Genomic DNA, 25,473 nt, shown 5'->3' on the forward strand with positions numbered 1-25,473 from the left:
GTAAGAACGATGCTTGGGAAAATAATAGAGCGGTTTTTGGGGGCTTTGCCTTTTTTCTTCGGTTTAGCCTTTTTGGCTCCACTCGCGGTTCAGGTTATGGCAGAGTTTGGAGTCAACGCCATTGGTGGTGTTGATATGTGGACGGTGGCACTCATCATTTTTGGTGCCTGGGGAGGCGTAGCGTCATGGACGGGACGATGGATTTAACAGGCAAAACAGAACTTGAGCTCCGCGCGATGGAGCGGGCAATAGCGAAACAGCATCTCGATAAATTTCCCTATCTTTCCCTCGCATGGGCCTTTGGCAATTTAGCGTGTTGGATCGCTGTTTGGGTGCTTTGCCTCAACGGTGTGATGCCGCTCTGGTTGGGCTTTATCATTGCGACAGTCAACGTTGCCGCGTCCTACCTGCCATCTCATGAAGCTCAGCACTCCATATTTGCAATGCCTGGCAAACCAAAGCGCTGGCTTAACGAGTTGGTGGGCTGGCTGAGCCCCATTCCTTTGGTCATGCCTTTTTCTGTATTGCGTGCAACGCATATGGAGCACCACAAGCATGCGAACAATCCAGAGCTTGATCCAGATTACAGCGAACATTACGCCACGATAGGCGGCTTTTTTTGGTCGAGCGTGCAATGGCGCCAACCCAAACCTCGCGGGGGAGAGCATCCCTATGTGCGCTGTTTGAAGCGTATTGGTCGTGAAGATCTTATTCTTCACTCGGTGGCTTATCAGCTCGTTTATATGGGTGTCCTGTGTGGTATGGCACTCAATGGCTTGGCGATTGAGGCCGCACTACTGTGGTGGCTACCGAGAGTCGTCGCGGTGTTCTATGTCCAGTTTTATCTATCGTGGGCGCCGCATTACCCAGATTGCGGTACCGACCGATATAACGACACGCAAAGCTTTAAGTCGCGGTTTGGCAATATCTGGTCTTCAGGTATGCAGTATCACGTTATTCACCATTTATACCCTCGGATCCCGCTGGTTCGAACACCCCAGGCTTACCGTCAGATGAAGCCAATTCTCCAAGCTCAGGGTGCGCGGGTCGATGCGATCTAAGGTGTTATAGATCTCCAGATGCTGTAGGACTAAGCTTGCTGAAATGTGATCGAGTGGGGGCTTGATGATGTCTTCTCAGGAGTTAAGTTTTACAGCTAATGTTGACCGGCAGTTTCTGCGGGCCGCTAACCTCCTTGATCTGCCCCCCGGTCTGGCTCAACAAATTCGGACCTGTAACGCTACGTATACGGTCAGGTTTCCCGTGCGCCTCCGAGAGAGGATTCACGTGTTTACAGGTTATCGCTCTGTACATTCCGATCACATTTCGCCAGTTAAAGGCGGCATCCGGTATTCGCTGGCAGTAAATCAGGACGAGGTCGAGGCGCTTGCTGCTTTGATGAGCTACAAGTGTGCCGTGGTCGATGTCCCATTCGGTGGCTCAAAAGGGGGGCTTTGTATAAACCCCAATGACTACGACGACCACGAAATAGAGCAAATAACCCGTAGGTTCGCTTACGAGCTAATTAAGCGCGATTTGATTCATCCGAGCCAGAATGTCCCGGCACCCGACATGGGTACGTCGGCAACTGAGATGGCCTGGATTGCAGATGAGTATCAGCGGTTACATCCAACCGAGATGGATGCATTGGCCTGTGTCACGGGTAAGCCCGTTTACAAATCGGGAATCGCCGGCAGGGTAGAGGCAACAGGTCGTGGGATTCAGTTTGCGTTGAGAGAGTTTTTCCGTGAGCCACTGGACGTCAGACGCGCATCCCTCGAGGGCAGCTTGGATGGTCAGCGCGTTATTGTTCAGGGCTTGGGTAATGTCGGTTTCCACGTAACAAAATTTCTATCACTGGAGGATGGCGCCAAGGTCATAGGGGTTATCGAGCGGGACGGAGCACTAACGAGCGATGAGGGGCTTGATGTTGTCGCGGTCAAAGACTGGATAAAGACCACAGGTGGTGTTCAGGGTTTCCCCGGTGCCACGTTCGTTGCAAATGGTGGCTCAGTTCTTGAATCCGATTGCGATATTCTCATCCCTGCGGCGCTGGAAGGCGTTATTCATGCCCAGAACGCGGCTCAGATTAAAGCAAAGCTCATTATCGAAGCGGCCAATGGGCCCATTACGGCAGCTGCGGATGAGGTGCTAAGGACTCGCGGTGTGGTAGTGATTCCCGATCTTTACGCCAATGCGGGTGGTGTGACAGTCTCCTACTTTGAGTGGGTAAAAAACTTGTCGCATATTCGTTTTGGTCGAATGGAGCGCCGTGCACAAGAGGCTACTCAGGCGCTCATGCTGACCGAAATGGAGCGTTTAAGTGCCTTCGTAGGTTCCGATAAGTGGGCGCCAACGGAGAATTTCCGAACGAATTACGCGAAAGGTGCAGATGAGCTCGAGTTAGTGCGGTCGGGTCTGGACGACACGATGCGGGACGCGCTTCAGGCTATGCGAGAGCGATGGCACGAGGACGAGAAGGTGGATGACCTCCGACTCTCGGCCTACTTGATTGCGATTCAGAAAATTGCGCTCAGCTACCAGTCAAAATCTCTCGGGTAACTGAACGCACACCTATTTTCAGTCAGACGTCTGCCCTATTTCATAGGGGTGGTTCTGGTGTGGAAGTCTCAGTCGGCGTCTGTCTTTAAACTCTCGGCTGACGCCGTTTCAAAGGTCGCTACAAACACCTCGCCCATTGCAATAGCCAAAATTGGAAGCACCCAGATTAAGCCAATGAACAGCGGTATCGTGCCGACAATGCAAAGCAGCACTGCGATCAGAAGCAGCCCAAAATAACGCCACCAACAGGTCGTGATGGCTTTTCGAGACGTCTCGAGCGCTTCCCAGACCCCCATATTTTTTTCGACAATTAAATAAGGTGCAAATGAGTAGGCTACCGCTAGGTAGATACCCGGTAAAACGAGCAAGAAAAAGCCGCCGACAATGAGAAGTCCCATCAAGACAAGCATGACGATGAGAGGAATGAGTTGACTGTATGGTTCCCAAAGCGTGCTGAGCGGGGTGTCTTTTCCTGCAGCGCGCCTAATTCCCAAAAGACCGAGTCCAATCCCAAGTGGATACACGAGGATGTTAACAATGATCTGGGTTAATGTGGCGGCTACGCCTTCTCCCGTTCCGACTGTGGCGTCCTGCACGACTGCAATGATACCGGTGATTATGAGGTAGATGAGAAAGGGTCCGTTGTAGCTCCACTTGAACCCTACTTGTTTCTGCATAGAGGTTTTCAATACCTGGCCAATTTGCCAATCGGTATCCGTCGACATGATTTACTCCCGAAAAGGTGTTTTGGACATTCAGCATGGTCTTTCAGACTGGAAACTTCAAGGTTCTATCATTGAGCTGCCCAAGCGCTCGGTAATTGCCGCGGGTGTTACAGTGTCAAAGTTACCGGCCTACAATCCGCACAAGACCATGAAATACGATTACGACCCCATTCCCCTTAACCACTTAGATGCCTATGGGTCAGCCGAAATGCTAGTCCGAGCAAGGGATTATGCTGACGTGATATCTCAGCGCAGATCAGTTCGCCATTTTTCCAACAAGCCCATACCTCGGGAGGTTATTGAGGCATGTATCAGAGCCGCAGGTTCTGCGCCGTCAGGCGCTAATCACCAGCCCTGGCACTTCGTGTGTATAAGCGATCCGACGATTAAGCGTGAGATTCGGCTCGCCGCAGAGGAAGAAGAGCGCGCTTTTTATGAGGGTCGGGCTGGCGATCAATGGCTCGATGACTTGCAGGGTCTAGGAACAGACGCTCAAAAGCCCTTTTTGGAGACGGCGCCGTGGCTGATCGCGATCTTCGCAGAGCGGTATGGTTTTGATGATAACGGTGAGAAACAAAAAAACTATTATGTCCCCGAATCTGTCGGTATTGCCACGGGCCTCCTTATTAACGCGCTACATAATATTGGTCTGGCCACACTGACACACACGCCCAACCCGATGAAGTTTTTGAGCAAGATCTTGGGTCGTCCAGCGAACGAGCGGCCTATGGTCTTGTTAGTCGTAGGCCATCCGGCTCCCGATGCCAAAGTACCCAGGGCTGCGACAGTGAAAAAGCCGCTTGATCAGATTTCCTCGTTTTTTGAATAAGCGAGCAGCTTTTTAGCCACTCAATGACAGTCCATGTCTGTCAACAACTGACGCATCAAGGGAATATGTGCGCGTCCCATAAACATGTGCTCCTCGATAAAAAATGTGGGCGCATCAAATAACCCCCTAGCGACGGCCTGGCTTTCCAATGAATCGAGATCGATAGCTTCCTGCCTTATCGATAACCCACAATCAGCAGTGAGCTCCTGTAACACAGCCGAGTCATTGATATCTGTTTGGTCGATCCAATGGGCGGAAAACGCGCGCTTTACAAACAATGAGCTATCGCCTTCAAGGCCTGCAAGCCAGCGCAATGCAGCCGAGGTGTCCACTTGTGCGCGGCTAGGATCAATGTTGAGCCCTCGTATGTCCGCATAATGCCGTTGCAGGTGCCGTTCTGATTCGGTCCTGACATGATGATGGCTTTGAGTGACTGACTCGCTGGCTACCTGTGTGGGTAATGCTCGCTCTTTGGTACGAAAGGGTTGCCAGCTCACGTTGACACGGCAGTCTTCTGCAAGCCTTAGAATGGGATCAAGGGCAAGAAAGCAATCGAGCGACTTAAAGTCGATGTAGGCGGTAATCATACAGTCAACTCATTACAGACGTCGGGCGGCGTTCCCCGTTTGCCAGTCAGACTCCAGCGAATATAGGGTAAGTGCTCGCGGCCAAAGAAGACCTCCTCCTCCAATACATAGGTGGGGACACCATACATTCCAACATCGAAGCGATGCGTGAGAATCTGATCGTGCATGGTTTTGCCATTTCCGCTTACGAAATCATCAAACCCTGACGAGTCCACCTCGGCATTTTCTAAACACCCTTTAACGACATCGATGTCCTCTATGTCGAGTTCCCGGCGCCAGAAGGGCGGATAGACGGCCTCAAGGTACTGGGGCAAGCGATCCCGAAAATAGAGATTCACAAACAATATCCCCATATTGGCAATACTTGAATCCCAGATTTTTTCTGTACCTTTAAGGATATAGCCCTGTTGCTCTGCGTAACGCCGAGCATCTTTGTAGGCATAGCGGATCGCATTCCATATCGTAGGGCTTCTACCGCTGGACTCCACCACCGCCCCCTTTTCTTTTCGCGCTGAACCCAGATAACTGGGTATATCCAGCGTGTAAGGGCGCCAGTCGAATTCCAATCCAAGCTCACGTTCTAGCGCTAGAGCGGGCTTCACGGAGACAAAGGCGTAGGGGCTTTTGACGTCGAGATAGACAATAAGAGGACTATCGGTTTTGAGTGGATGCATTTAACGCGTCGCTTATTCTTCTTCTGTCCTAGTTTGCCTGTCTAAGGCGGCTATGCAAGCGCCGATATCCTGCTACTCTGGGACGGCATAATAAAGGAGACGTTGACGTGAGCACTGCTGAGCAACTAGAGACAACCGCTGACTATCCAAGATTGTTTGAGCCGTTAGATCTCGGCTTTACCACCCTTAAAAATCGATCGATTATGGGGTCGATGCATACGGGCTTAGAAGAAATGCCCGACGGATTCGAGCGGATGGCGGCGTTCTATGCCGAGCGAGCCGCAGGCGGTATTGGCATGATCATCACCGGTGGTATCTCGCCCAATGAAGAGGGCGGCGTGGCGGTTTACGATGAGCATGGCAACCCTGTTTTCGCCGCTTCAAAGTTAAATACCGATCGAGAGGCAGAAGGCCACAGTCTCGTAACCGGCGCAGTGCACACCGCCGATCCGGATGTGAAGATTGTGATGCAGATACTGCATATGGGCCCCTTGGCGCATAACCCAAACTTGGTTGCACCGTCCAAAGTCCGATCCCGCATCAGTAGGTTAACGCCGCACGAATTGGATGTTGAGGGTATTGAAAAACAAATAGCAGACCATGCGAATTGTGCTCGACTGGCCAAAGAGGCCGGATACGACGGCGTTGAGATCATCGGCTCAGCCGGATACCTCCTGTCGACATTCTTAGTTGAAAAAACAAATCAGCGAAAAGACGAGTGGGGTGGGAGTTACGAGAACCGAATGCGGTTCCCGCTCGAGGTGGTCCGGCGCGTTCGCGCGACCGTGGGCGACGACTTCATTGTTATTTTCCGTATTGCCGCAATGGACATGCTTCAGGGTGGTATGAGCTGGGACGAGATTGCTCTGTTGGCGAAGGAGCTTGAGAAGGCTGGCGCCAGCATTATTTCGACGCACTTTGTATGGCACGAGGCGAGCGTTCCGACTATCGCGACCATGGTCCCTCGCGCCGCGTTTACGGGTGTGACGGCGAGAGTTCGCAAGGAAGTCAGCATCCCTGTGATCACCTCCAACCGGATTAATATGCCTGAAGTGGCTGAGGAAGTGTTGGAGAGAGGTGACGCCGACCTGGTATCCATGGCTCGCCCCATGCTGGCAGATAGTGAGTTTATGAATAAGGCGGCAACGGGTCGCCGTGACGAGATCAACACCTGCATCGCCTGTAATCAGGCGTGTTTGGACCACACCTTCAGTATGAAAACCACCTCTTGTCTCGTGAATCCTCGAGCCTGTCACGAAACAATGCTGAGCTATGAACCGACGACCGCGCCCAAATCGGTTGCGGTGATTGGCGCGGGACCTGCAGGTCTCGCGTACGCAACCGTTGCCGCAGAGCGTGGCCATAAGGTCACTTTGTTTGACGCTGCCGATGAAATTGGCGGCCAGTTCAATCTGGCGAAACGTGTGCCCGGTAAGGAAGAGTTCCACGAGACTATTCGGTACTACAACAAAATGCTCGATAAGCTAAATGTTGACGTCAAACTCGGCAATCGAGTGAACGCAGATGACTTGCGCGATCAGGGCTTTGATCATTTAGTTGTTGCTACGGGAATTTCGCCCCGAGTCCCCAGCATTAAAGGGGTCGATCATCCCATGGTCGTGGGATACATCGACGCCATCATGGGCCGTAAGCCCATCGGTAAAAAGGTCGCGGTTATCGGGGCAGGCGGTATTGGCTTTGACGTTACGGACCTCATTACCCACGAGGGACCGTCAGCTGCACTCGATATCGACGTGTTCGCGAGAGAGTGGGGCATTGATTTTGAAAACCATCCACGCGGTGGGGTGACCGGCGTTGAGCCGCAAGTTGCCCGTGCAGATCGAGAGGTTTATCTGATTCAGCGTAAGTCGACGCCCGTGGGGCGCGGTCTGGGTAAAACGACAGGTTGGACGCATCGTACGACGCTAGGCCGGCGCGGCGTGAACATGATTAATGGCGTCGATTACCGATTGATCGATGACGATGGTTTACACCTTATGATCGAAGACAAGCCCGTCAGTCTCGATGTAGACACGGTGATCATTTGTGCGGGCCAGGAACCACTGCGCGAACTTTACGATTCGCTGGAGGGTGCAGGGGTCAGTGTTGAGCTGATTGGCGGTGCGTTTGAGGCGGCTGAACTGGATGCGAAAGCGGCGATTAACCAGGCCAGCTGGTCAGCGGCAAAACTGTAAGCGGGGTAGTTACAGATGGCATTCTGGTATCTCAATGCAGCGGCGTTCATCGCAGCGGTTGGCGCCGTGTTTCACGGCTACGTGGGTGGTCGCATTTATCTGGGCCACATCAACGGTAGTGATCTTGAAGACCTGACTAAGTCATTGAGCGTCGTCTCGTGGCAGGTGTTCACCATCTGGCTTGCCGTGAGCGCGGGCGTGCTGGTCTGCGTCTCGCTCGACGCCAGTTTGGGGCTCATGGCCTATCCCATCATTGCAGTGAACGCGTTATGCGCGCTGCTCTTTGTATACCTTGGTGTAACGGGACACGGGCAGCTACTGAAGTTACCGGGTGCTTACCTCACGGGCGCAACCGCGTGCTTGGCGTATCTAGGGGTAGGATGAGTCTGTGATCTTTAGGACGGAAAAGGAATGGCTGGGTCGCCCTCCTGCCATCTAGGATACTTTTTCATCACACCTTTGAAGAGGTCACCTTCAAGAAGTTGTTCTAACCAAGTGGCGACTTGCGGATACGGTCTCTCTGACCACCAGTTGGTATCGACCCCTGCAAATTGCCTGACAAAGGGCATCACGGCGACATCCACTGCGGACAGCGAATCGCTCCTTAAGTAACGATGATGAGTCAGTAGTTGCTCAAGCTCATCAAGAAAAAGCTCACCTTGCTCGCGGTACCACTGTTCGTTTTGCTCCGGGAACCGAACCGCATACTTATAGCGATCGAGCCAGTGTTTGAATTCATCATCACAGGTCAAAATAAGAGGGTCATCAAGACCCAAGCCGTCTAGCCAGTTTTCGGGGTCATTTTGAGCGAGCGCCCATCGCATGACGTCAAGACTCTCTTCGATGACAGTACCGTCGATGTCGATCAATACGGGAACGGTACCTTTTGGCGACACCTCGAGCATGGCTGTCGGTTTATCTTTGAGCACTACCTCGCGAAGTCCGACCTGCGCACCCGAGTAAGCAATACTCACGCGCGCGCGCATTGCGTAAGGACAGCGCCGAAAGGAATAAAGAATGGGTGTGTCTGTCATTTCCGCAGTGTACGGATGCTCGCTCGCTGAACCAAATCGAATGACATGTATTCAGTCAAATGATGCACACGAGTCGCATCATTACTTTGCTTAGTGCATTATTTCGTCCCTAGTTTGGAGGCCGTATGTCACGATCAAAAGCAAAGTCATCTACTTTTCATCCACCGGTACGTACCTTAATGGGCCCAGGTCCCTCGGATGTTTCACCTCGGGTACTCGCGGCGTCGGCACGTCCAACCATCGGCCACTTGGATCCGCTTTTTGTGGAGCTCATGGATGATGTAAAGGGTTTGCTGCAATACGCCTTTCAAACGGAAAACGAATTGACGATTCCACTGTCAGCTCCGGGCTCCGCCGGCATGGAGGCTGCTTTCGTCAATCTGGTGGAGTGCTCAGATAAAGTGATCGTGTGCCAGAACGGCGTGTTTGGCGGTCGTATGAAAGAGAATGTCGAGCGTTGTGGTGCGACCGCTGTCATGGTGATGGATCGTTGGGGCGATCCGGTCGACCCTGAGAAGCTCGAGGCTGCAATTAAAGAGCACCCCGATGCAAAAGTCGTTGCCTTTGTCCATGCGGAGACCTCTACCGGTGTCAGAAGCGACGCTGAGACACTGTGCCGGCTGGCAAAAGACGCGGGCATGTTGGTGATTGTCGATGCGGTGACGTCACTGGCAGGCATCGAGCTAAAGGCCGACGAGTGGGGTGCGGATGTGGTGTACTCGGGAACCCAGAAATGTCTATCGGGCTTGCCTGGCATCTCACCAATCACCTTCTCCAATGATGCCGTCGCCGCGATTCACGCAAGAAAGCATAAGGTTCAGAGTTGGTTTTTGGACATGAACCTCATCATGGGTTATTGGGGTGAGGGGGCAAAGCGGTCTTATCACCACACCGCTCCGGTGAACGCGGTTTATGCCCTTCACGAAGCGCTCTTGATGCTCGAGGAAGAAGGACTGGACGCAAGTTTCGCTCGGCATAAAGCGAACCACCTTAAGCTCGCCGCAGGTCTTTCAAAACTCGGTCTTGAAATGGCTGTCGCTGAAGAATGGCGCCTACCTCAGCTTAATTCTGTTTTGATCCCCGAGGGCTTGGACGACGCCCTTATCCGGGGTCGACTCCTCAATGAGTTCGACCTTGAGATCGGCGCAGGCCTTGGTGAGCTTGCAGGAAAGCAATGGCGTATTGGTCTTATGGGAACAAGTAGCAATACGGTGAATATGAATCGGTGTTTGACGGCTTTCGAAGCGGTGCTTGCGTAGAGGGTGTGGGTGGCCCTGTGGCGCCCCCACCATTTCCTTGTTGAGTTGGGCTATCAGTTCAACTGAAGCGAGCTCGGGCGCCGACATATCTACTATCGGCGCCTAAAAAATAGGTGTTTGCAGACTGAGGCTTGGCTGAAACACAGAGAGGGGTAGCACCCGAAAGCGGTTAGTTGACCTGCCGATCTAATGCTTCCCAGAAGGGTTTTCGAAGTTCGGTTTTCAGGACTTTACCCGCTCCAGAGAGCGGCATAGGCTCGTCCCTGAACGTAAAGCTTTTTGGAATCTTGTACCCAGCGATACTTGCGCGGCAGTGGGCAGTAAGATCATCCTCGCTCGCTGACGATCCTGCGTGAAGTATCACAATGGCATGGACGGCCTCGCCCCATTCGTCGTGTGGAATGCCAATAACAGACACATCTTGCACCGCTTCGTGACTGATTAAGGCGTTCTCCACTTCGGTGGTAAAGACATTTTCGCCGCCGGTTACCACCATGTCTTTGAGTCGGTCGACAATGTAGAGATAGCCGTTTTTATCAAAAAGTCCTGCATCCCCCGTGTAAACCCAGCCGTCTTTTAGTGCTTTTTGAGTCTCAACCGGCTTGTTCCAGTACCCCATCATTGTATGGGGGCCTTTAACAACCACTTCGCCCGACACGCCAACGGCACAATCAGCGCCGTCGTCACTCACCACACGCACGTCGTTGATGGGCGTAGGTCTGCCGGCTGATTTCAGGATTTGGCCACCAGCGCGATGATCTTCAGGCGAGAGCATGGTTGCGACCGGTGCGAGTTCTGTTTGCCCGTAGGCCTGAACAAGGCCAATGTGTGGCCATAATGCCATGCAACGCTCGAGAGTGGCGGCCGGCATCGGAGAGGCGCCATAAATAATTTTTTCCATGCTCGACATGTCCGCGGTCGCAGCATTTGGGTGATCTAACAGCACCTTAATCATTGCTGGTACCAGCAGAGCGTGTGTGACTTTCTCTGCGGCAATGGTTTGGTAGACCGCTGTCGGATCGAAACTTTGCATGACAATATTGCTCGCCGCCGATAGCGTTGCGGCCATACCCCCCGCGAAGTCTGCCATGTGGAACATAGGAGCAACGTGGAGATAGCGAGAGGAGCGATCCATACCAAACATGGGTAGTGAGCCCATGCCGCTAGCCCATATAGCCCAATGCGACTGCATCACGCCTTTTGGAAAACCGGTTGTACCACCCGTGTAGAAAACGCCCGCCATCTCCTCGCCGCCCCGCGATGACGGCGTAGAGACGGGGTGATCACGAATGAGGGTTTCTGCATCGAGAGCCCAGGTTGGGCAGTCTCCCTCGCCAATGAAAATACACTGCTCGAGACTATTAACCCGCTCCCGTAACTCCCTTACCTGTTCAGTGAAGGCGTCATCAAATAAGACAACACGTGTTCCGGAGTCAGAAATAGCGTACTCATTTTCCGGTACCGCCCATCGCGTATTCAACGGTACGACACACAGTCCTGCCCAGGGAATGGCGAAGAGCGCTTCGTAGTAGTTAGCGCTATTAAGACTCAGAATTCCGACACGATCCCCCGGCGACAAGCCAAGACTTTGAAGACTTGAAGCAAGGCCGCCAACGCGTTGCGCTGTTGTGTTCCAAGTTCTCTCATTCCCTTTATAGCAGGTGGCCACGCTCTCACCATTGAGGCGAGCTGCGCGCTCTATGAGTGACTGAAGTGAAATCATGGACGGGAAACTCCTATTTGCCGCTCTAACATTTTTATTATTCGAGCATTAAAGCTATTCATTGATTAGTTCTACGTCAATCGCTGCTAGCCCTGCACCCGTCACGCAATGCGATCTTTTGGTAAAGGGCGACTGGTATTATTTTAGCGCCACGCGAAGGGGGGTTGATCGTAGTGTGCTACTCGCGTGTCTCTTCCCATCAAAACCACTTCACGAAACTGATAAAGGACTGCGGCGGTAGGCGCAAATATCTGATCAAGGGTCAGTTGTAGTGAGAGAATTTCGGTACCTTCATCACTGTTTACATGGAACTTGGCAACATGATCCTTGGCGAGGTCTGAAAACGTTGCACTGTGTATTGAAGCTACTTCGCTAGGGTTGGGTTTGAGTCCACGTGTGTCGCGATCAGCCCACACCACCACGGGTGTAATTCGAAACCCGGATCGCGTGATGTAATCGTCGAGCACCCCAAGAATACTGTTTGCTGGGAGTAAAAGATTCACTTCTTCCTCGAGCTCACGAAGTGCCGCGTCCATGGCACTTTCTCCCGGATCCAAGCGACCACCCGGCAAAGCCCATTGACCACTGTGAGCTCGAAGTGACTTGGCTCGTCGCGTGAGAAGGACTGAACCTAATCCATCATAAGAGCTGAGCACCACCGCCACCGCTGCCGCTTTTAAGTCACCCAGTGGCTGGGCGATCCTCTCAAAGCTCGCGAGTTGCCCACGGGCATAATCGCGAAGACGCTCGTCGTACGCGAATCGAGTAAGTGGTGTAGCCACTATCCAAACTCCACTGCCATCTAGTCATCCGCCAAGACGACGTTTTGTTGCGCCGTACGCCCCCAGACGTGCCTTTAATAGCTGTCTACTGCCGTTAACATGCGTGTTGCCAGTGTTTGCTCGGCCTCAGTCAGTTCTGGGCGCCAGACTTCGAAGATCAATACAAATCGATCTTCGTTTGAATCGTTCCACGCTTCGTGCTCGATTGTGTCATCAAAGAGGAAGGCTTCACCGACGTTCCAAGACCGTGTGGTATTCCCAACTCTAAACCCGCAGTTTTCCGGGATAATGAGTGGTAGGTGGCCAATTAAACGTGTGTTGATCATGCCGTTGTGAGGGGGGATTTTGGCCCCTGGGCGAAGACGTGAAAATAAAATGTTGGGGCATCGCTGGCCCGAAAAGACGAGCGGTAGCGCATTCATTGCGGCCGTTGTCACAGGGCAGAGAGCTTGGTTCTCGGGCACAGGCTCTCCGTTGCGCCACAGATAGAGGGCGCCCCAATCATCGTTGTCCGCCATGCCGTGAGAATCGAAGGCGGGGCGGTCTGTGTTGCTTTCCAGATAAGCGTTAAAAGTACTACCTCCGCTGATCAAGCCCTTCAGCTCTTCGAGGATGGCCTCTGTTTGCCCTTCGAGCGTTTCTAACCATGGGAAAGACTCGCGTGGATGAAATTCATGGATGGGTAATCCGGGGTACATAATGTGGCGCGGCTGCGGATAGTATTGCTTGCGCTTACCAAGCAAGAGATCGACCGCTGCCTGCATGCGCGGTGTGCTCTGTGCCTCGTCCAGCAGAGGTTGAACTTCTCGCGTCATATGGTCTGCAAAGGCTTGTTGCAGCGCTTGGACACGGGTTTGCGCCCGTAAGAATTCGACTCGTATCTCTTGCACCATATCGGGGTGCAGCGGATTAATGATGAGGGCTTGCCGATAAAACGCGGCAGCTGCTTTCATATTCTCTTGAGCATAGAAGACGTCTGCTTTGACAATGTATGCGCGTGCATTTCGAGGGTCACGCGCAATGGCACGGTCGGCCGCGAGTTGCGCATTTTCATAGTCAGCAAGGTCACGATTAGCGAGAGCGATCACGCCCCAAACAGTTGTATCGTCGAGCCCCAATTCGACGGCTCGTTGCGCTAGATTCCGGGCCGCTTCAGGCTGGTTTTCGCGCAAGATGACAATAGCTTCCCCAAGACATTTTTGAGGATCCGTCATTGATAATGGGTTACGGCTCATGATGGTTTCCAAAGTGAGAAATTAACGGCGTTAATTATGCAAAAAAAAGGGAGGCTTTCGCCCCCCTTTTTTCTGTTAGGTACTAAACGATTGTTTAGAACTTAACGGTTACACCTGCGAACAGGTATGTGCTCACATCAAACAGACCTGGGTAAGTGTTGTTGTTACCTGTACCCGTACCTGAAGAGGTAGTTACAGGAGCATCATCACCCAAGACGTTTTGTGCGCCCACGCGTACGCTTACGTTCTCATTGACGTCATATGTTGCCGACAAGTCGAGGTAGTTACGCTCTTCCATTGCGTCTTCGAGGTAACCCTGTGGATCTTCCAATCCGTAGAGGTCAGTCTCGCCAATGTGACGCCATGTTGCCGAAACAACAACGTCGTATGGCGTTACCCAAGTCGCGAGGAAGCGGTGATTGTACTCAGGAGCAGGCAGACCACATGGACCTGCGTATGCGCCAGCACACTCAACCTTGTTATCACCTGGGATAGCAATCGAGTAGTTGGTATCCAGGAACGTCGCCGCGTAATCGAAGTTAAGCGTACCCATGTCGTTCAAGTCGTACGAGTAGGTTACGTTAAGGTCGACACCCTCAGTTGCGAATGTAGCAACGTTGACGTTCTGTGTACTAATACCCGCGAGGCCACCGTCAGGTGCTTCGTTGAGTAAGTGCAGAGTACCTGCTGTATCACGCTGAATGTTCCCACAGAACGCTGGGTCACCTGTCTCAAGACAGCGATCCAATGAAGTCTGCGCAGGAACTGAACCAATTGCGTCGGTTACTTCAATGTCGAAGTAGTCGATGGCAATAGAGAGGTTCTCGATCATGCTTGGCGTAATAACAACACCGAAGGTAGTTGTCTCGCCTTCTTCAGCAACAAGGTTAGGGTTACCACCCGTGATCAGGTTGAACTGACCAGCCGCACTTGGGTCAACTGTACCGTACTGCGATGCAGAAAGACCTGTGTTAGCACACGCCTGCTGTGAAGCAGAAGGCGTAGGTCCTGAACATGGGTCACCGTCACCGTTTACAGGTGCTAGCTCAACAAGGCCAGTGTTGATACCTACGTAGAGGTCGAACACGTTTGGCGCACGGATCGCAACAGACTGGTTCAAACGGAAGCGAACTTCGTCGTTTGGTGCCCAGCTGATACCAGCGAAGTAAGTGTCAGCGTCGAACGAGTTAGAAACGCCGTTACCGTTAGTTGTGTAATCAGAGTAACGATAACCTGCTGTCAGACCGAGTTCTTGAGCCATTGGCGCGCCCGTGATGAGCGGCAATGAAATCTCCATGAACACTTCTTCAACTTCAATCTCACCGGCGATTGGCAGAGTCGCACCACCGGTACCAGTCAGACCACGTCCGCCTGATACTTTGGAGATGTCATCTGACAAACGAGCCAGCATATCTTCACGGTATTCGAAGCCGATCAGACCAGACAGACCGGAGTCCGCCATTGGGCTCTTGAAGCCCATGCTAGTGAGATCACCTTCGATGGTGCCGCCAAAGACTGTCTGCTCAGTTTCACCGGTTACGATACCAACACCTGCGATGAACGCAGCTGCTTCGTCAGTGACCGCAGTTGAACCGTCAGCGTTACGTGTGAAGATGTTCCATGGCTCACAACCACCGCTGGTGTCACGACAAACGGGGTTGTCGAAGGTACCAGTAACGTACAACGCTTGCTGTACACGGTTGAAGTTCAAATCGTTCTGAGAGATACGTGTACCTTCAGTCGCAGCGAACTGGCCGAAGATATCAAACGCAAAGTTCTCGTTGATGTCGCCACGGAAACCGAAGATTGCACGCCATGAGCTGTTCTCGTAAGTACTTACACGAGGACCGCCTTCAACGTTACGGTGCGAGTTAATGAACTGAACATCGATAGACTCATTACCAGCGGCCATCCAATCGAGACAGCTGATGAAGTCACCGTTGTCATCGAATGTACCTGTGATGTCACCCAAACGAATACCGTCACCGTTTGGACCAGCACCGCCTGCAAGCAATGGGTTGTCACAGTTGGTCTGGAAAGGACGGTTGAACGACGCAGATTCCGCGATCTGAGCGGCAGTCTTGTTGTTCATGTACGTTGTATCGAAGTACGCTTCGACGTCATCAGTGATCTCGTAGTGACCACTTGCGCCAAGGTTCCAACGCTCAACTGGACGCTGGTAGTGGTTTACCGCGCCGTAGTTGTAGAACACGTCACTTCGGCTGAAGTCGATTGGTACGATTGTGCCGTCGAGCTCTTGGAATACAGTACCAGCAACGCCGTTACCGATTGTTCCGTTGAAACGACGGAAGTTAGATGAGCCACCACAGAAGGGAGCTGAAGAGCCGAACAGAGTACATGCGCCTGTGTCACGGTCACGACCGATCATAGACTCCATGTCTTCGTATGTTCCGAAGAGCGTGATGTTGCCACGGCCATCTTCGCTGTTTACACCCATCAATACAGACATAAGGCTAGCTTCACCGGCTGTGTTTGAACCCGGGTCAAAAAACTCTGCGTCCGCGAGCTTCTCTTGCATGTAGCCATTGTCGTTTGCGTTGTAGTTCGTGCTGTACTGGTAGTCGAACTCAAAACCTTCGAAGTCTTTCTTGGTAATGAAGTTCACAACACCGGCAACCGCGTCAGAACCGTATACCGCAGATGCACCTGCAGTTACGACATCGACACGCTCAACCATGCGAGCAGGAACCATGTCTACGTTAGCTGATGATGAGAATGGGCTACCGAAAGGCAGACGCTTACCATCGATCAGTACCAGTGTACGCTGTGAACCCAAACCACGAAGGTTCAGAGTTGACGTACCGCTAGCGCCGTTTGCAACTTCCGCTGTCTGCGAAACGAATACGTTTGGCAGAATGTTGACCACGTCTTCGACACGAGCAACACCACGGCTGTTAATTTCTTCTGCACCGATCTGCACGAGTGGTACAGATGAAGTAACGTTTGACTTGGTCAAACGAGTACCCGTAACCACAACCTCTTCGAGGTCAGCTGATTCGTCCTGGGCAGAAACGAGTGTGGGCAGTGTTGAAGCAACTGCCGCGGCTACCGCAGAACTGAGGTAGCGTGTTTTAAAAGATTTCATTAGAAACCTCCCCTAGTTTTATATAAAAGTTCAAGGACTCCTTGTGGCGCCTTTTGTATACCTGCACGCCGATGCAGTGCGATCGCACAACTGCACCTCGGGACCTTATCGAATGTTGGGTATTGCGCGATAGTCATTAGTGATAAATGTTAGGTAATTTGAGACGTAATGTGACTTATTTACACTAAAGTTATTGAACTTTTTGCCCAGAGGGCTGGTGAGGTTTCACTAATCTGTGCGGCGTTTTCGCGAATTCCTCTGAAAATCGTTAACTGACTTCGCTCCTTCGCCTGTGTTGAGCGCAGCGTGAAATCTAAGGTTACACTTAGCGACACAAAGACCCGCAAGCAGTGAATGAAGACGCCCATGTGCCGTATAACCGTAATCATCAAAACTGCGTCCGCACGCTCTTTTGCAAGCGCTGACGTCAAGCTATGAAACCGAACTTAAGACAAGACCTTGAAACGATACAGCGCCAACTCATGGCAGGTCAGTTTCAGGAAGGTATAGCGACCTGTCGGAAGGTCTTGTCATACGCACCCAAAGAGCCTAATGCCTTGTACATGATGGGGGTCGCCGCGGCTCAGTTGGGTGACGCGAACACCACCCAAGTGGCCTTCGACGCGGCGCTGAAGGTAACCCCAGATCGGGTCGATCTTTTGATGAACTACGGTAACTTTCTTCGTGAAACCGGCGCCTTAGATCGGGCTCAGGCGCTTTTGCAGCGCGCATCAGAGCTCGCACCGAAAACCGCGGGTGTTTGGCAGGCCTTGTCTTCCACTCAATTGAGGCTGGAACGATTCGACGCGGCGCTCGTCAGTGCTGAAAGATTCATCGCTTTAGCCCCCAAAGCGGCAGCGGCATGGGAATTAGCGGCGGGGGCAGCGCAGCGGCTGGGTAATCGTGATCGTGCACTTGGCATCATCAAGGAGGGGCTCGAAAGTCTGCCCGAGTCCCCCTCACTCCACTATGCTCTGGGTCAGCTCAACCGCGAGAGTGGTGAGTTCGCGGCAGCAAGTACGGCCTATGAACGAGCCCGCCAGCTCGGTTTTCAGTCCGCAGACTTGTATCGCAACAATGCAGAGTCGCTACTTGAGGAGGGGCGGCCGCTGGACGCAGCGGCTTTTGCTCGAATAGGGCTTGCCCGTTTCCCTTCAGACATCGCGCTTCATCAAGTGGCGACACGACTCCATGTTGAAAGTAAGTCGCCCGGTGATCCCGTGGGCGAGCTAATAAAAGCGGCTCGATCGGAACGTACGAATGCCACATTGTGGGAGACGGCAATCGGCTTTCTCAAATATCTCGATCGGCAAGAGGATGAGCGACGGCTGCTCGAGGAAGCTCTGTCATCAGGTAGCCCTAAAACGCCGCGCCTTCTGAGTCTCCAGGCGATAGCCATGGCTGATGCGGGCGATACCAAGCGAATGGTGGCGACATACGAGAATCTTTTAAAACGGTTTCCTGATGATGCAGGTGTCAAATTTGACTTCGCGATTCAGCTACTAAAGATGTCAGAGCCCCAACGCGCCGACCGATTATTCGATGAGGTGCTGAAGAACAGCCCCCTTGATCAAATGGCACTGGGTTTTAAAAGCACGGCGTTGCGTTTGATGGGTGATGATCGATTAAATGATCTAGTGGACCATAATGACATGGTCTTTGAGGTGGAAATCCCCGTGCCCAACGGCTACTCCTCGCGCTCTGCGTATTTCGCTGAGGTGGCAGCGGTACTTGAGACACTTCACCACACCCGTGCGCACCCGATTGATCAGAGCGTGCGTGGTGGCACACAAACCAATGGTTTCTTGTTCCGAATTGCCCACCCGATGATTGCTCAGCTCGAACAGCAAATTCGCCTTGCGATTGTCGATGCGCTTCATCGGTTTCCTACTGACAGCAAACATCCCTTTTGGCGACGAAATACGGTCGATACCGGGGCTGCAGATATTGTGTTTTCAGGCGCATGGTCAGTGCGACTGAGTGCGCAAGGTTTTCATACAAATCACATGCACCCTAAGGGCTGGATAAGCTCTGCGCTTTACATTGCCGTCCCGGATGAGGTGACTGGCGCGAGTGACGATGCCGGATACATTCAGTTTGGGGCGCCAGAGGAGAAGTTGGGTCTGAATTTGCCGCCGATTCGGACAATAAAGCCCCAAGTCGGAAACCTGGTGCTTTTCCCCTCTTATATGTGGCACGGCACAATACCCTTTAGTTCAAAGCAGCCAAGAATCACGGTTGCCTTCGATATTGTTCCGCATACCGAGTGAAAGGCCTAGTCGGCTTACACTCGTTGCCATGAGACGGCCGAATAGCGATCTACTTAACTTTCGAAACGAGCACTGACTTACCGCTAGAGACAACGGTCATCTCCCAGCCACCCATCCAGTTTTTATCAAATTTAACGCGGTAATCATCGCCGCGATGACGGTATTGTGACGACGATCGCTGACGCCAAATCTGACCATTGTCGAGCCTGAAAACGGTCTTGCCTCGCCAGCCGGTGAAATCGCCTGTCAGCATCGCATCAAAGGGACCGCGATTTGCGTTGGCTTTACTGTCTTGTTCTTTACGCGTGGCTAACTCCTCTGCCACACGCCGTTCAATCTCCTCGTCGATTGCCGTTTGCTTGCTCGGCTTGGGGGTACTATTCGTGCGGGTAGTAACGCGTTCTTGTGAATCCACGCTAGCCGCCTTACCGTAGCGCGCTTTCAACCAATCATTTAAGTACTGGCGCTGTTTAGACGTCAGCGAGTCAACACCGGATCGAACGCGCTCCTCTTCGGTCATTGCGCGCTCGAGGGGTTGGTATGCTGTATCGGCGCTGGCTATTGTAGCGGTTAGAAGCGGCGCAACCAAGGCGAGCTTAGCCAGATATCGCCAAAATGACCTGCTTGGCTTGTCAGAGCGATGGTCCTGGCTAATCCGTTTTAGGTGGGTGTACATGAGCAGACTCCTCAAAGAATGTGGTTAGGTCAGACATTGGCCATCCTCAAGCGTGTAATGTATGCCTTTCGGATACATGGGTTCAATCCACTCATGGATTGTAAAGGCCCTTGCGGGCGGTAGTCAGATGGCGAAACGCGACTGTCGAGTGGTCAATTGGGAGGTGGCATTATCAATTCAACTAACGCCAAAAAATCGTCATGGCCCCGTACGCAACGTCAAGGTTTGATACTCAATGTATTGTTGGTCACGGCCGGTTATTGCCTCAGCGCATCAGCGAATGCGAGTGGCAACGAACGACCGGGACCAGAAGGCGCTGCACGATCGGCAGTGAGTGAGGACTCTTCGTGTCAGAGTGCTGATTTACTCTTGCACAACGCACGCGTTTATACCCCCATCGACTACACGGTCCATGAAAGCGAGCCGGTGATAGAGCGTTTTGAGGCTGTTGCGATTAAAGACGGAACATTTGTTTTTGTGGGTTCCAACGCCTCGGCGGAGGCTTGGCGGTGCGGCGCATCTGAAGTGATCGACCTCAAGGAAAGTGCGGTCTATCCAGGCTTTACAGACAGTCACCAACACCTTGAGGGCGTCGGGCGCCGAACCAAGACTTTGAGCCTTTTTGGGATTGCGACGCTTGAAGAGACCGTAGCGCAGATACGCGGGTGGTCTAAGGGAGTCGCTGAAGGCGACTGGGTGATGGGCCGGGGCTGGATAGAGCGCGAGTGGGAAGATGAGCAGCGTTTTTTAACGCGCTGGGATGTCGATGCATTCACTGAGAGTAAGCCGTTGTTCATGCCAAGAGCAGACGGCGTGTCGGCACTGGTTAATTCGAAAGCGCTCTCGCTTGCGGGAGTCACTCGGGATACCCCTGACCCTGTTGGGGGTCGATTCGACCGCGATGCCGAGGGCGAGCTTACGGGTTATGTACTGGGTCGGGCGATGGACCCTTTCCGTGCAATTTTGCCTCCCGAGACGAACACGTACATCAAAGACAACTTGTTGCGAGGTATGCGGGCCAATGCCTCGCTGGGTTGGACTGCGACACACGATGCGGGTATGTCGTGGCGCGAGTTGAATCTGCTGCAGGAGCTCCATCAGGAAGGTCAGATGGCGCATCGCGTGTATGTCGCGGTGCCGATATCAGAGGCAGGACCGCTTATCGCGCAGGGACCCGAGCAGACGGAGGACGGTTGGATCGCGCTGAACGCCATAAAGGTTTTCATCGATGGCACCTTGGGCTCGCGCGGCGCGGCACTGCTGGAGCCGTACGCAGATGCCGATCACACTGGCTTTATGAATCGGACAACGAAAGAGGCGCTCATGCCCGTCTTGGCGGGTGCATTGGCAAAAGGTCTCCAAATAATGACGCATGTCATCGGCGACCGTGCGCTGAGGACGACGTTGGATTGGTACGAAGAGGCTTGGGACGCATTGCCATCGGGTGAATGGGCCAAAACAGACCTTCGGTGGCGACTTGAGCATGCGCAAATCATTCCAGCGCAAGACCAGGAAAGGATAGCCAGAATGAATGTCACATTGTCGATGCAGCCAAGTCACGCCATCGGTGATCTAAACTTTGCGCCCGCGAGGCTTGGTGACGATCGCTTGGCGCTTGCTTACCCCTGGCGTCCTCTTATCAAGCAAGGTATACCGGTAGTGGCTGGTTCGGACGCACCCGTGGAAGCCGGCGATCCGCGCATCGAATTTTACGCCGCCATTACACGTCAGCGGTTAGACGGCAGCTCAGGTGAGGGCTGGCATCCCGAGTTTGCTGTGTCGCGCGCGCAGGCGTTAAAAATGTTTACGGTTTGGCCTGCTTATAGCGCTTTTCAGGAAATTGATCGAGGCAGTATTCAAGTCGGTAAGCGTGCTGATCTGACCATTTTCGATACGGACTTTATGACAGCGACACCCGCGCAAATACTCAAGTCTCGGGCGATAATGACGATTGTCGATGGGAAAATTATCTTTAAGGTGTGGCCCGTTTAAATCCTGTGCGAAAAAACCGAGATCCAAAGGCGAGAATGTAAGGGGGCGAGCCGGTGAACGTGAGGACGCGATTTTGATGGGTGACACTCGCCATTGGGCGAAGCTCGCTGGTCGTCACGGTCCAGAAGACGTTTAAAAGCAGCAGCAGTTTATAAATAGAACGCTTAAGAATCCGCGGTGATTGATCATGAGACGACCATCCATAAGAACGCTCCTTTTTGCGCCTGCAATCCTATTTACCCTTTTTTACCTGACGGGCGTCGTTATGTTTGCAACTGAAGATCGGACGGTTGACGCGCTTGAGGGACGGGAGTCAGCACCCGATGTAATAGCGATATTTGGCGCAAGCGGTACGGCAGGCGACGGTATTTTAAAAGCGGCGCTCGCTGACCCTGATATTCAAAAGATTCATGTCATTACTCGTCGTTCTACCCCACGAATCGAGGAGGGTATTGCGTCGGGCAAGGTACAGATGACACGGCACATGGATTACCTCAATTACGCGAGTATCCAAGAGCAGATAGCAGAGGTGGATACTGTCTACTGGGCGATTGGTATCAGTTCCGTCGGTGCTGACGAGGAGACCTACGGCCGGATTCACGTCGATTTTCCGATGCAGTTCGTGCGTTTATGGACCCGTATCAACACCGCGTCTGATCTGTCATTCCACTTCATCAGTTCGAGCGATATTTCAGAGGATTCCAGCGTAATGTGGGTGCGTGAGAAAATCCGGGCTGAAAAGTCGCTATTTAACTTTGCCGAGGGATCGAACCTTCGTGTGATTGCCTACCGGCCTGACTACATTGGTCCGACAAAAGAAGAGGCGCACCTCGGACAAGACCTGCTGTACTGGTTCTTCCGACCAGTGGGGGCTGCGGTGAAGGCGACCGAAATTGGCCGAGCAATGATAGCCCTATCGTCGCGCGGACCGCGCATCGCAAATGGGATGACAATCAGCACATCCCGCATCATCCGCTTAAGCGATGCGTATGGCCGTCGGCACTCTAGAGACAAGACGGGACTTATTCCTTTCATGCCCGAAGATGAAGTAAGGAAAGTAGTGAGCCGATGAGGGTGAGGCTGGCGCCAACACGATGTTGGTGGATCGCGCAGCCCATGGATGGGCGAGAGCGATCAGGGAATTCGATTCGGCGCTGAATCCGAAAGGATAGTGGTGGGCCCAGTAGGGTGAGACCGGGGTTTCGACGAGCACTGCTCGTCGCCGGACGAACGACCGAGCGTCTCGCGAGGGCTGGGGTAGTCCGATGACGTCCATCACAAACGAAGTGAAGTGGTGGGCCCAGTAGGACTTGAACCTACGACCAATCGATTATGAGTCGACTGCTCTAACCAACTGAGCTATGGGCCCCAAATTCGCAACTAATTTGCGGGGTCGCGAGTGTAACATGGTGAAATCTGAAAAAGTCGGGGTGAGCGTCATTTCTTGATATCCCGTTCACTTTGAAATCACAAAGTGATAGCGTGCATGGCAATCCTTCAGAACTAAGAATAAGAAGACAACAATGAAGATTCTCAAGGTTTTTTTCGCCCTAACGTTGGGGCTTGTTAGTTCCTGTGCAGTGACTGAGTTCGACCTCGACCGAGAGGTCTACGAGCGACAGATAAAGCAAGTGCGCTTGGGTATGTCGTTTGACGAATTTCAAAACCTTTTTCCACAACGTATTTCTCGAGGCGCTATCAAGAGCAATGTGGGAACCATCGCGGCTTATGAGGTGGCCTACGCTTACTACTCTTTTGCCGCGACGGGTGTCGAGCGTCGCAATACGATCACAGGCACTGAACGGGTCGTCACTTGGTTTTTCTTTGCGAATGATCGCCTCATCAAGACCGGCGAGGTCGATGCTTGGCCTACCGAGGCTGAGCTGAACGTGGCGCGCTAGTCACTTCGTCTTGAAAGCATCAGTTCGCTCTCTGTACTAAGCGCGATTTTTTCGAGCCGTCATCCACGCTGACGCGGCCTTTTGTTGAGCCAGTGTTGCTCTGAAAACAGTAAGCTGTGGGTCAGGTTTCCCTGTGCGCCCAATGTTAGCTATTTGCTCATAGAACCAGAACTGGGTTGCGAAAGAATTAATGGTCCTCACCGCATTCAGTTTGGTGAGCCACATAAGCCACCTTGGAAGAAGTGAAAGGTTGTCCTCGTAGCGCGTCAGCTCGTCAGCTCCGTCTAACAATTGGTTGGGTCCCTCTGCATCAACACACAAGGGGCGCCCCACGCCAATCATGTCAGCACCACCGGTCTCTAACACATGATTCATCACTTCTTTTCGGCGCAAACCGCCCGTCACCATAATGGGAATGGATAATTGCTCACGCATTGCCTTTGCAAAATCGACAAAATACGCTTCGCGCGCAAGCGTGCTGCGCGCCAACGACTGCTCTTCAATGGGTTCAACACCATCGAGATTAAGTAACCGCGGTTGCTCGTAAGTTCCGCCCGAGATTTCTAGTAAGTCAACGCCCGCCTCAGCTAACCACTGGGCAACGGTTAACGAGTCATTGAAGTCGAATCCGCCTTTTTGGAAATCGGCGCTATTGAGTTTTACCGAAATTGGGAAGTCGTCTCCCAATGCCTCTCGCGCTTTCGTTACGACTGAGACGAGTGCACGAGCACGATTCTCAAGTTCGCCACCCCACTCGTCGTCCCGCTGGTTGGTAAGGGGGCTTAAGAACTGAGAGAGTAAATAACCGTGTGCGGCGTGAAATTGAACACCGGTAAAGCCTGCTTCTTTGCAGGTGACAGCGCAGTCTACAAAGCGATCAATTAGGGTTGTGATCTCTTCCGATGTGAGTGCGACGGGTTCACCAAACTGACTCTGTGGCAGTCGCAGTCGCACGGCGGAAGGCGCCTTTGGCGAGGGGTTAACAATTTTCTGAGTTTGTCTTCCTGCGTGGCTAATCTGAGCCCACAAATGGTTGCCGTGACGCGTGCCCGCCGATGCCATTTTCTCAAGGGCTTTGAAGGCGCTCGTAGAGAGTTTGCCGTCAACTATGACGTTCCCTGGGCGTTCCAGATGGTCACCATCCACTTGAATATTGCCAGAGAGTAAGATGCCCGAACCGCCATCGCTCCATATTCCGTAGAGGCGCTCCAGTTCCTCGGAGGCCGTTCCATCGGGGTGAGCCAAACCCTCTGTCATAGCCGCCTTGCATAGACGGTTGGGTACCACCGCACCGCATGGCAGTGTGAGGGGTTGGTCGAGCATGTTTATCTCCTGAGTCTCATTATTCTTCGGGTTCGAGGGTCACATGACAGCGTTGATCCTGCAGTAACTCTGCCGAGGCAAGATCATAAACGAAATTCTGCCGATATTTATCCATGAACTCGTTATCTTGAGTACGCAGGCGCTTGCGCTGAAGTGCGCTCAAATATCGGCGCACATCATCCTGTGTTTTCAAGATGAGGGCCGGCACCTCTGCAGTCTTGCCGTCGGGACTCTTTGCCACCATGGTGAAGTAGCACGTGTTCGTGTGTTTACTCACACCTGCCTGCAAATCTTCGGCAACGACTTTGATGCCGACCACGAGCGACTTACGTCCCACATAGTTGACTGACCCCATGAGTTTGATAACTTCGCCCACCTCCACCGGCTGTAGGAACTCTACGTTATCGACGGAGACTGTGACGCAGTAGTTTCCCGCGTGTTTGCTGGCGCAAACGTAGGCCACCTTGTCCATTAACGACATGAGTGTTCCGCCGTGAACCTTGCCACCAAAGTTGGCGTAACTCGGCACCATAAGTTCAATAATAGTACTCTGCGAGTAAGCGACTGTGTGTCCTTCCACGATGGATTCCTTGCGAGGAT

Annotated in this window: 22 protein-coding genes and 1 tRNA gene; 11 read left to right on the plus strand and 12 right to left on the minus strand. The window is 52.8% G+C overall.

Features of this window, described 5'->3' with window-relative positions:
- The first annotated feature begins 9 nt into the window (after nucleotides 1-9).
- The 3 genes from E0F26_RS03800 (at nucleotide 10) to E0F26_RS03810 (ending at nucleotide 2,562) form a co-directional block, all read left to right on the plus strand.
- Nucleotides 10-207 (plus strand): hypothetical protein, encoded by a 198-nt coding sequence (locus tag E0F26_RS03800; protein WP_279242724.1) that lies wholly within the window; start codon nucleotides 10-12, stop codon nucleotides 205-207.
- Nucleotides 186-1,061, plus strand: coding sequence for a fatty acid desaturase (locus tag E0F26_RS03805; protein WP_279242725.1), 876 nt, complete (start codon nucleotides 186-188; stop codon nucleotides 1,059-1,061). The genes E0F26_RS03800 and E0F26_RS03805 overlap by 22 nt, the downstream gene beginning before the upstream one ends.
- Nucleotides 1,062-1,128: 67 nt before the next feature.
- Nucleotides 1,129-2,562 (plus strand): Glu/Leu/Phe/Val family dehydrogenase, encoded by a 1,434-nt coding sequence (locus E0F26_RS03810; protein WP_279243188.1) that lies wholly within the window; start codon nucleotides 1,129-1,131, stop codon nucleotides 2,560-2,562.
- A 68-nt stretch (nucleotides 2,563-2,630) separates the two neighbouring features.
- On the opposite strand, the gene E0F26_RS03815 is transcribed toward E0F26_RS03810, so the two are convergent.
- Nucleotides 2,631-3,287 carry a YciC family protein gene (locus tag E0F26_RS03815; RefSeq protein ID WP_279242726.1) on the minus strand — a complete coding sequence of 219 codons (657 nt, stop codon included), beginning with the start codon at nucleotides 3,285-3,287 and terminating at the stop codon, nucleotides 2,631-2,633.
- A gap of 148 nt (nucleotides 3,288-3,435) precedes the next feature.
- Between E0F26_RS03815 and E0F26_RS03820 the strand changes: the two genes are divergently transcribed.
- Entirely contained in the window at nucleotides 3,436-4,116 is a 681-nt protein-coding gene (locus E0F26_RS03820) for a nitroreductase family protein (protein ID WP_279243189.1), read from the plus strand.
- A gap of 20 nt (nucleotides 4,117-4,136) precedes the next feature.
- Here E0F26_RS03820 and E0F26_RS03825 read toward each other — a convergent pair whose 3' ends face one another.
- Nucleotides 4,137-4,703 carry a DsbA family protein gene (locus E0F26_RS03825; protein WP_279242727.1) on the minus strand — a complete coding sequence of 189 codons (567 nt, stop codon included), beginning with the start codon at nucleotides 4,701-4,703 and terminating at the stop codon, nucleotides 4,137-4,139.
- Nucleotides 4,700-5,377: a DsbA family protein gene (locus tag E0F26_RS03830; protein WP_279242728.1), complete on the minus strand. Its 678-nt coding sequence runs from the start codon at nucleotides 5,375-5,377 to the stop codon at nucleotides 4,700-4,702. Before E0F26_RS03830 ends, E0F26_RS03825 begins: the two co-directional genes overlap by 4 nt.
- 107 nt (nucleotides 5,378-5,484) lie before the next feature.
- On the opposite strand from E0F26_RS03830, the gene E0F26_RS03835 reads away from it, so the two are divergent.
- A complete protein-coding gene (locus E0F26_RS03835; protein WP_279242729.1) occupies nucleotides 5,485-7,572 on the plus strand; it encodes an NADPH-dependent 2,4-dienoyl-CoA reductase in 2,088 nt (695 codons plus the stop codon).
- Nucleotides 7,573-7,587: 15 nt separating this feature from the next.
- Nucleotides 7,588-7,956: a hypothetical protein gene (locus E0F26_RS03840; protein ID WP_279242730.1), complete on the plus strand. Its 369-nt coding sequence runs from the start codon at nucleotides 7,588-7,590 to the stop codon at nucleotides 7,954-7,956.
- Between the two features lie 11 nt (nucleotides 7,957-7,967).
- Here E0F26_RS03840 and E0F26_RS03845 read toward each other — a convergent pair whose 3' ends face one another.
- Nucleotides 7,968-8,606, minus strand: coding sequence for a glutathione S-transferase (locus E0F26_RS03845; protein ID WP_279242731.1), 639 nt, complete (start codon nucleotides 8,604-8,606; stop codon nucleotides 7,968-7,970).
- A 125-nt stretch (nucleotides 8,607-8,731) separates the two neighbouring features.
- On the opposite strand from E0F26_RS03845, the gene E0F26_RS03850 reads away from it, so the two are divergent.
- Complete coding sequence (locus tag E0F26_RS03850) at nucleotides 8,732-9,865, plus strand: pyridoxal-phosphate-dependent aminotransferase family protein (protein WP_279242732.1); 1,134 nt, start codon at nucleotides 8,732-8,734, stop codon at nucleotides 9,863-9,865.
- 169 nt (nucleotides 9,866-10,034) lie between these two features.
- Here the strand turns inward: E0F26_RS03850 and E0F26_RS03855 are convergent, their stop codons facing one another.
- From E0F26_RS03855 to E0F26_RS03870, 4 genes are all read right to left on the minus strand, one after another.
- A complete protein-coding gene (locus E0F26_RS03855; RefSeq protein ID WP_279242733.1) occupies nucleotides 10,035-11,588 on the minus strand; it encodes a long-chain-fatty-acid--CoA ligase in 1,554 nt (517 codons plus the stop codon).
- A gap of 143 nt (nucleotides 11,589-11,731) precedes the next feature.
- Nucleotides 11,732-12,370 (minus strand): NUDIX hydrolase, encoded by a 639-nt coding sequence (locus tag E0F26_RS03860; protein WP_279242734.1) that lies wholly within the window; start codon nucleotides 12,368-12,370, stop codon nucleotides 11,732-11,734.
- Between the two features lie 74 nt (nucleotides 12,371-12,444).
- A complete protein-coding gene (locus tag E0F26_RS03865) occupies nucleotides 12,445-13,605 on the minus strand; it encodes an aspartyl/asparaginyl beta-hydroxylase domain-containing protein (RefSeq protein ID WP_279242735.1) in 1,161 nt (386 codons plus the stop codon).
- 94 nt (nucleotides 13,606-13,699) lie between these two features.
- A complete protein-coding gene (locus E0F26_RS03870; protein WP_279242736.1) occupies nucleotides 13,700-16,711 on the minus strand; it encodes a TonB-dependent receptor plug domain-containing protein in 3,012 nt (1,003 codons plus the stop codon).
- A gap of 434 nt (nucleotides 16,712-17,145) precedes the next feature.
- On the opposite strand from E0F26_RS03870, the gene E0F26_RS03875 reads away from it, so the two are divergent.
- Nucleotides 17,146-18,981: a putative 2OG-Fe(II) oxygenase gene (locus tag E0F26_RS03875; protein ID WP_279242737.1), complete on the plus strand. Its 1,836-nt coding sequence runs from the start codon at nucleotides 17,146-17,148 to the stop codon at nucleotides 18,979-18,981.
- A gap of 49 nt (nucleotides 18,982-19,030) precedes the next feature.
- Here E0F26_RS03875 and E0F26_RS03880 read toward each other — a convergent pair whose 3' ends face one another.
- Nucleotides 19,031-19,657: a hypothetical protein gene (locus E0F26_RS03880; protein WP_279242738.1), complete on the minus strand. Its 627-nt coding sequence runs from the start codon at nucleotides 19,655-19,657 to the stop codon at nucleotides 19,031-19,033.
- Nucleotides 19,658-19,882: 225 nt separating this feature from the next.
- On the opposite strand from E0F26_RS03880, the gene E0F26_RS03885 reads away from it, so the two are divergent.
- Both E0F26_RS03885 and E0F26_RS03890 read left to right on the plus strand, forming a co-directional pair.
- Nucleotides 19,883-21,649 carry an amidohydrolase gene (locus tag E0F26_RS03885; protein ID WP_279242739.1) on the plus strand — a complete coding sequence of 589 codons (1,767 nt, stop codon included), beginning with the start codon at nucleotides 19,883-19,885 and terminating at the stop codon, nucleotides 21,647-21,649.
- Between the two features lie 187 nt (nucleotides 21,650-21,836).
- Nucleotides 21,837-22,721 (plus strand): Rossmann-fold NAD(P)-binding domain-containing protein, encoded by an 885-nt coding sequence (locus tag E0F26_RS03890; RefSeq protein ID WP_279242740.1) that lies wholly within the window; start codon nucleotides 21,837-21,839, stop codon nucleotides 22,719-22,721.
- A 220-nt stretch (nucleotides 22,722-22,941) separates the two neighbouring features.
- On the opposite strand, the gene E0F26_RS03895 is transcribed toward E0F26_RS03890, so the two are convergent.
- Nucleotides 22,942-23,018, minus strand: a tRNA-Ile gene (locus tag E0F26_RS03895).
- A gap of 154 nt (nucleotides 23,019-23,172) precedes the next feature.
- Here E0F26_RS03895 and E0F26_RS03900 point away from each other — a divergent pair.
- Nucleotides 23,173-23,550: a hypothetical protein gene (locus tag E0F26_RS03900; protein WP_279242741.1), complete on the plus strand. Its 378-nt coding sequence runs from the start codon at nucleotides 23,173-23,175 to the stop codon at nucleotides 23,548-23,550.
- A 36-nt stretch (nucleotides 23,551-23,586) separates the two neighbouring features.
- Here the strand turns inward: E0F26_RS03900 and E0F26_RS03905 are convergent, their stop codons facing one another.
- Both E0F26_RS03905 and E0F26_RS03910 read right to left on the minus strand, forming a co-directional pair.
- Nucleotides 23,587-24,873 (minus strand): NADH:flavin oxidoreductase/NADH oxidase family protein, encoded by a 1,287-nt coding sequence (locus E0F26_RS03905; RefSeq protein ID WP_279242742.1) that lies wholly within the window; start codon nucleotides 24,871-24,873, stop codon nucleotides 23,587-23,589.
- A gap of 19 nt (nucleotides 24,874-24,892) precedes the next feature.
- Nucleotides 24,893-25,453, minus strand: a complete 561-nt coding sequence (locus tag E0F26_RS03910; RefSeq protein WP_279242743.1) for an acyl-CoA thioesterase — start codon at nucleotides 25,451-25,453, stop codon at nucleotides 24,893-24,895.
- Between the last annotated feature and the right edge of the window lie 20 nt (nucleotides 25,454-25,473).

The sequence above is a fragment of the Candidatus Paraluminiphilus aquimaris genome (genome assembly GCF_026230195.1).
Classification (GTDB): Bacteria; Pseudomonadota; Gammaproteobacteria; order Pseudomonadales; family Halieaceae; genus Luminiphilus; species Luminiphilus aquimaris.

Bases quoted from the DNA above. Each gene is read 5' to 3' on its own strand.
- E0F26_RS03855 (WP_279242733.1), bottom strand. From the start codon at position 11,588: ATGATTTCACTTCAGTCACTCATAGAGCGCGCAGCTCGCCTCAATGGT.
- E0F26_RS03825 (WP_279242727.1), bottom strand. From the start codon at position 4,703: ATGATTACCGCCTACATCGACTTTAAGTCGCTCGATTGCTTTCTTGCC.
- E0F26_RS03875 (WP_279242737.1), top strand. From the start codon at position 17,146: ATGAAACCGAACTTAAGACAAGACCTTGAAACGATACAGCGCCAACTC.
- E0F26_RS03810 (WP_279243188.1), top strand. From the start codon at position 1,129: ATGTCTTCTCAGGAGTTAAGTTTTACAGCTAATGTTGACCGGCAGTTT.
- E0F26_RS03890 (WP_279242740.1), top strand. From the start codon at position 21,837: ATGAGACGACCATCCATAAGAACGCTCCTTTTTGCGCCTGCAATCCTA.
- E0F26_RS03805 (WP_279242725.1), top strand. From the start codon at position 186: ATGGACGGGACGATGGATTTAACAGGCAAAACAGAACTTGAGCTCCGC.
- E0F26_RS03870 (WP_279242736.1), bottom strand. From the start codon at position 16,711: ATGAAATCTTTTAAAACACGCTACCTCAGTTCTGCGGTAGCCGCGGCA.
- E0F26_RS03850 (WP_279242732.1), top strand. From the start codon at position 8,732: ATGTCACGATCAAAAGCAAAGTCATCTACTTTTCATCCACCGGTACGT.
- E0F26_RS03820 (WP_279243189.1), top strand. From the start codon at position 3,436: ATGAAATACGATTACGACCCCATTCCCCTTAACCACTTAGATGCCTAT.
- E0F26_RS03830 (WP_279242728.1), bottom strand. From the start codon at position 5,377: ATGCATCCACTCAAAACCGATAGTCCTCTTATTGTCTATCTCGACGTC.
- E0F26_RS03900 (WP_279242741.1), top strand. From the start codon at position 23,173: ATGAAGATTCTCAAGGTTTTTTTCGCCCTAACGTTGGGGCTTGTTAGT.
- E0F26_RS03845 (WP_279242731.1), bottom strand. From the start codon at position 8,606: ATGACAGACACACCCATTCTTTATTCCTTTCGGCGCTGTCCTTACGCA.
- E0F26_RS03880 (WP_279242738.1), bottom strand. From the start codon at position 19,657: ATGTACACCCACCTAAAACGGATTAGCCAGGACCATCGCTCTGACAAG.
- E0F26_RS03815 (WP_279242726.1), bottom strand. From the start codon at position 3,287: ATGTCGACGGATACCGATTGGCAAATTGGCCAGGTATTGAAAACCTCT.
- E0F26_RS03840 (WP_279242730.1), top strand. From the start codon at position 7,588: ATGGCATTCTGGTATCTCAATGCAGCGGCGTTCATCGCAGCGGTTGGC.
- E0F26_RS03800 (WP_279242724.1), top strand. From the start codon at position 10: ATGCTTGGGAAAATAATAGAGCGGTTTTTGGGGGCTTTGCCTTTTTTC.
- E0F26_RS03905 (WP_279242742.1), bottom strand. From the start codon at position 24,873: ATGCTCGACCAACCCCTCACACTGCCATGCGGTGCGGTGGTACCCAAC.
- E0F26_RS03865 (WP_279242735.1), bottom strand. From the start codon at position 13,605: ATGAGCCGTAACCCATTATCAATGACGGATCCTCAAAAATGTCTTGGG.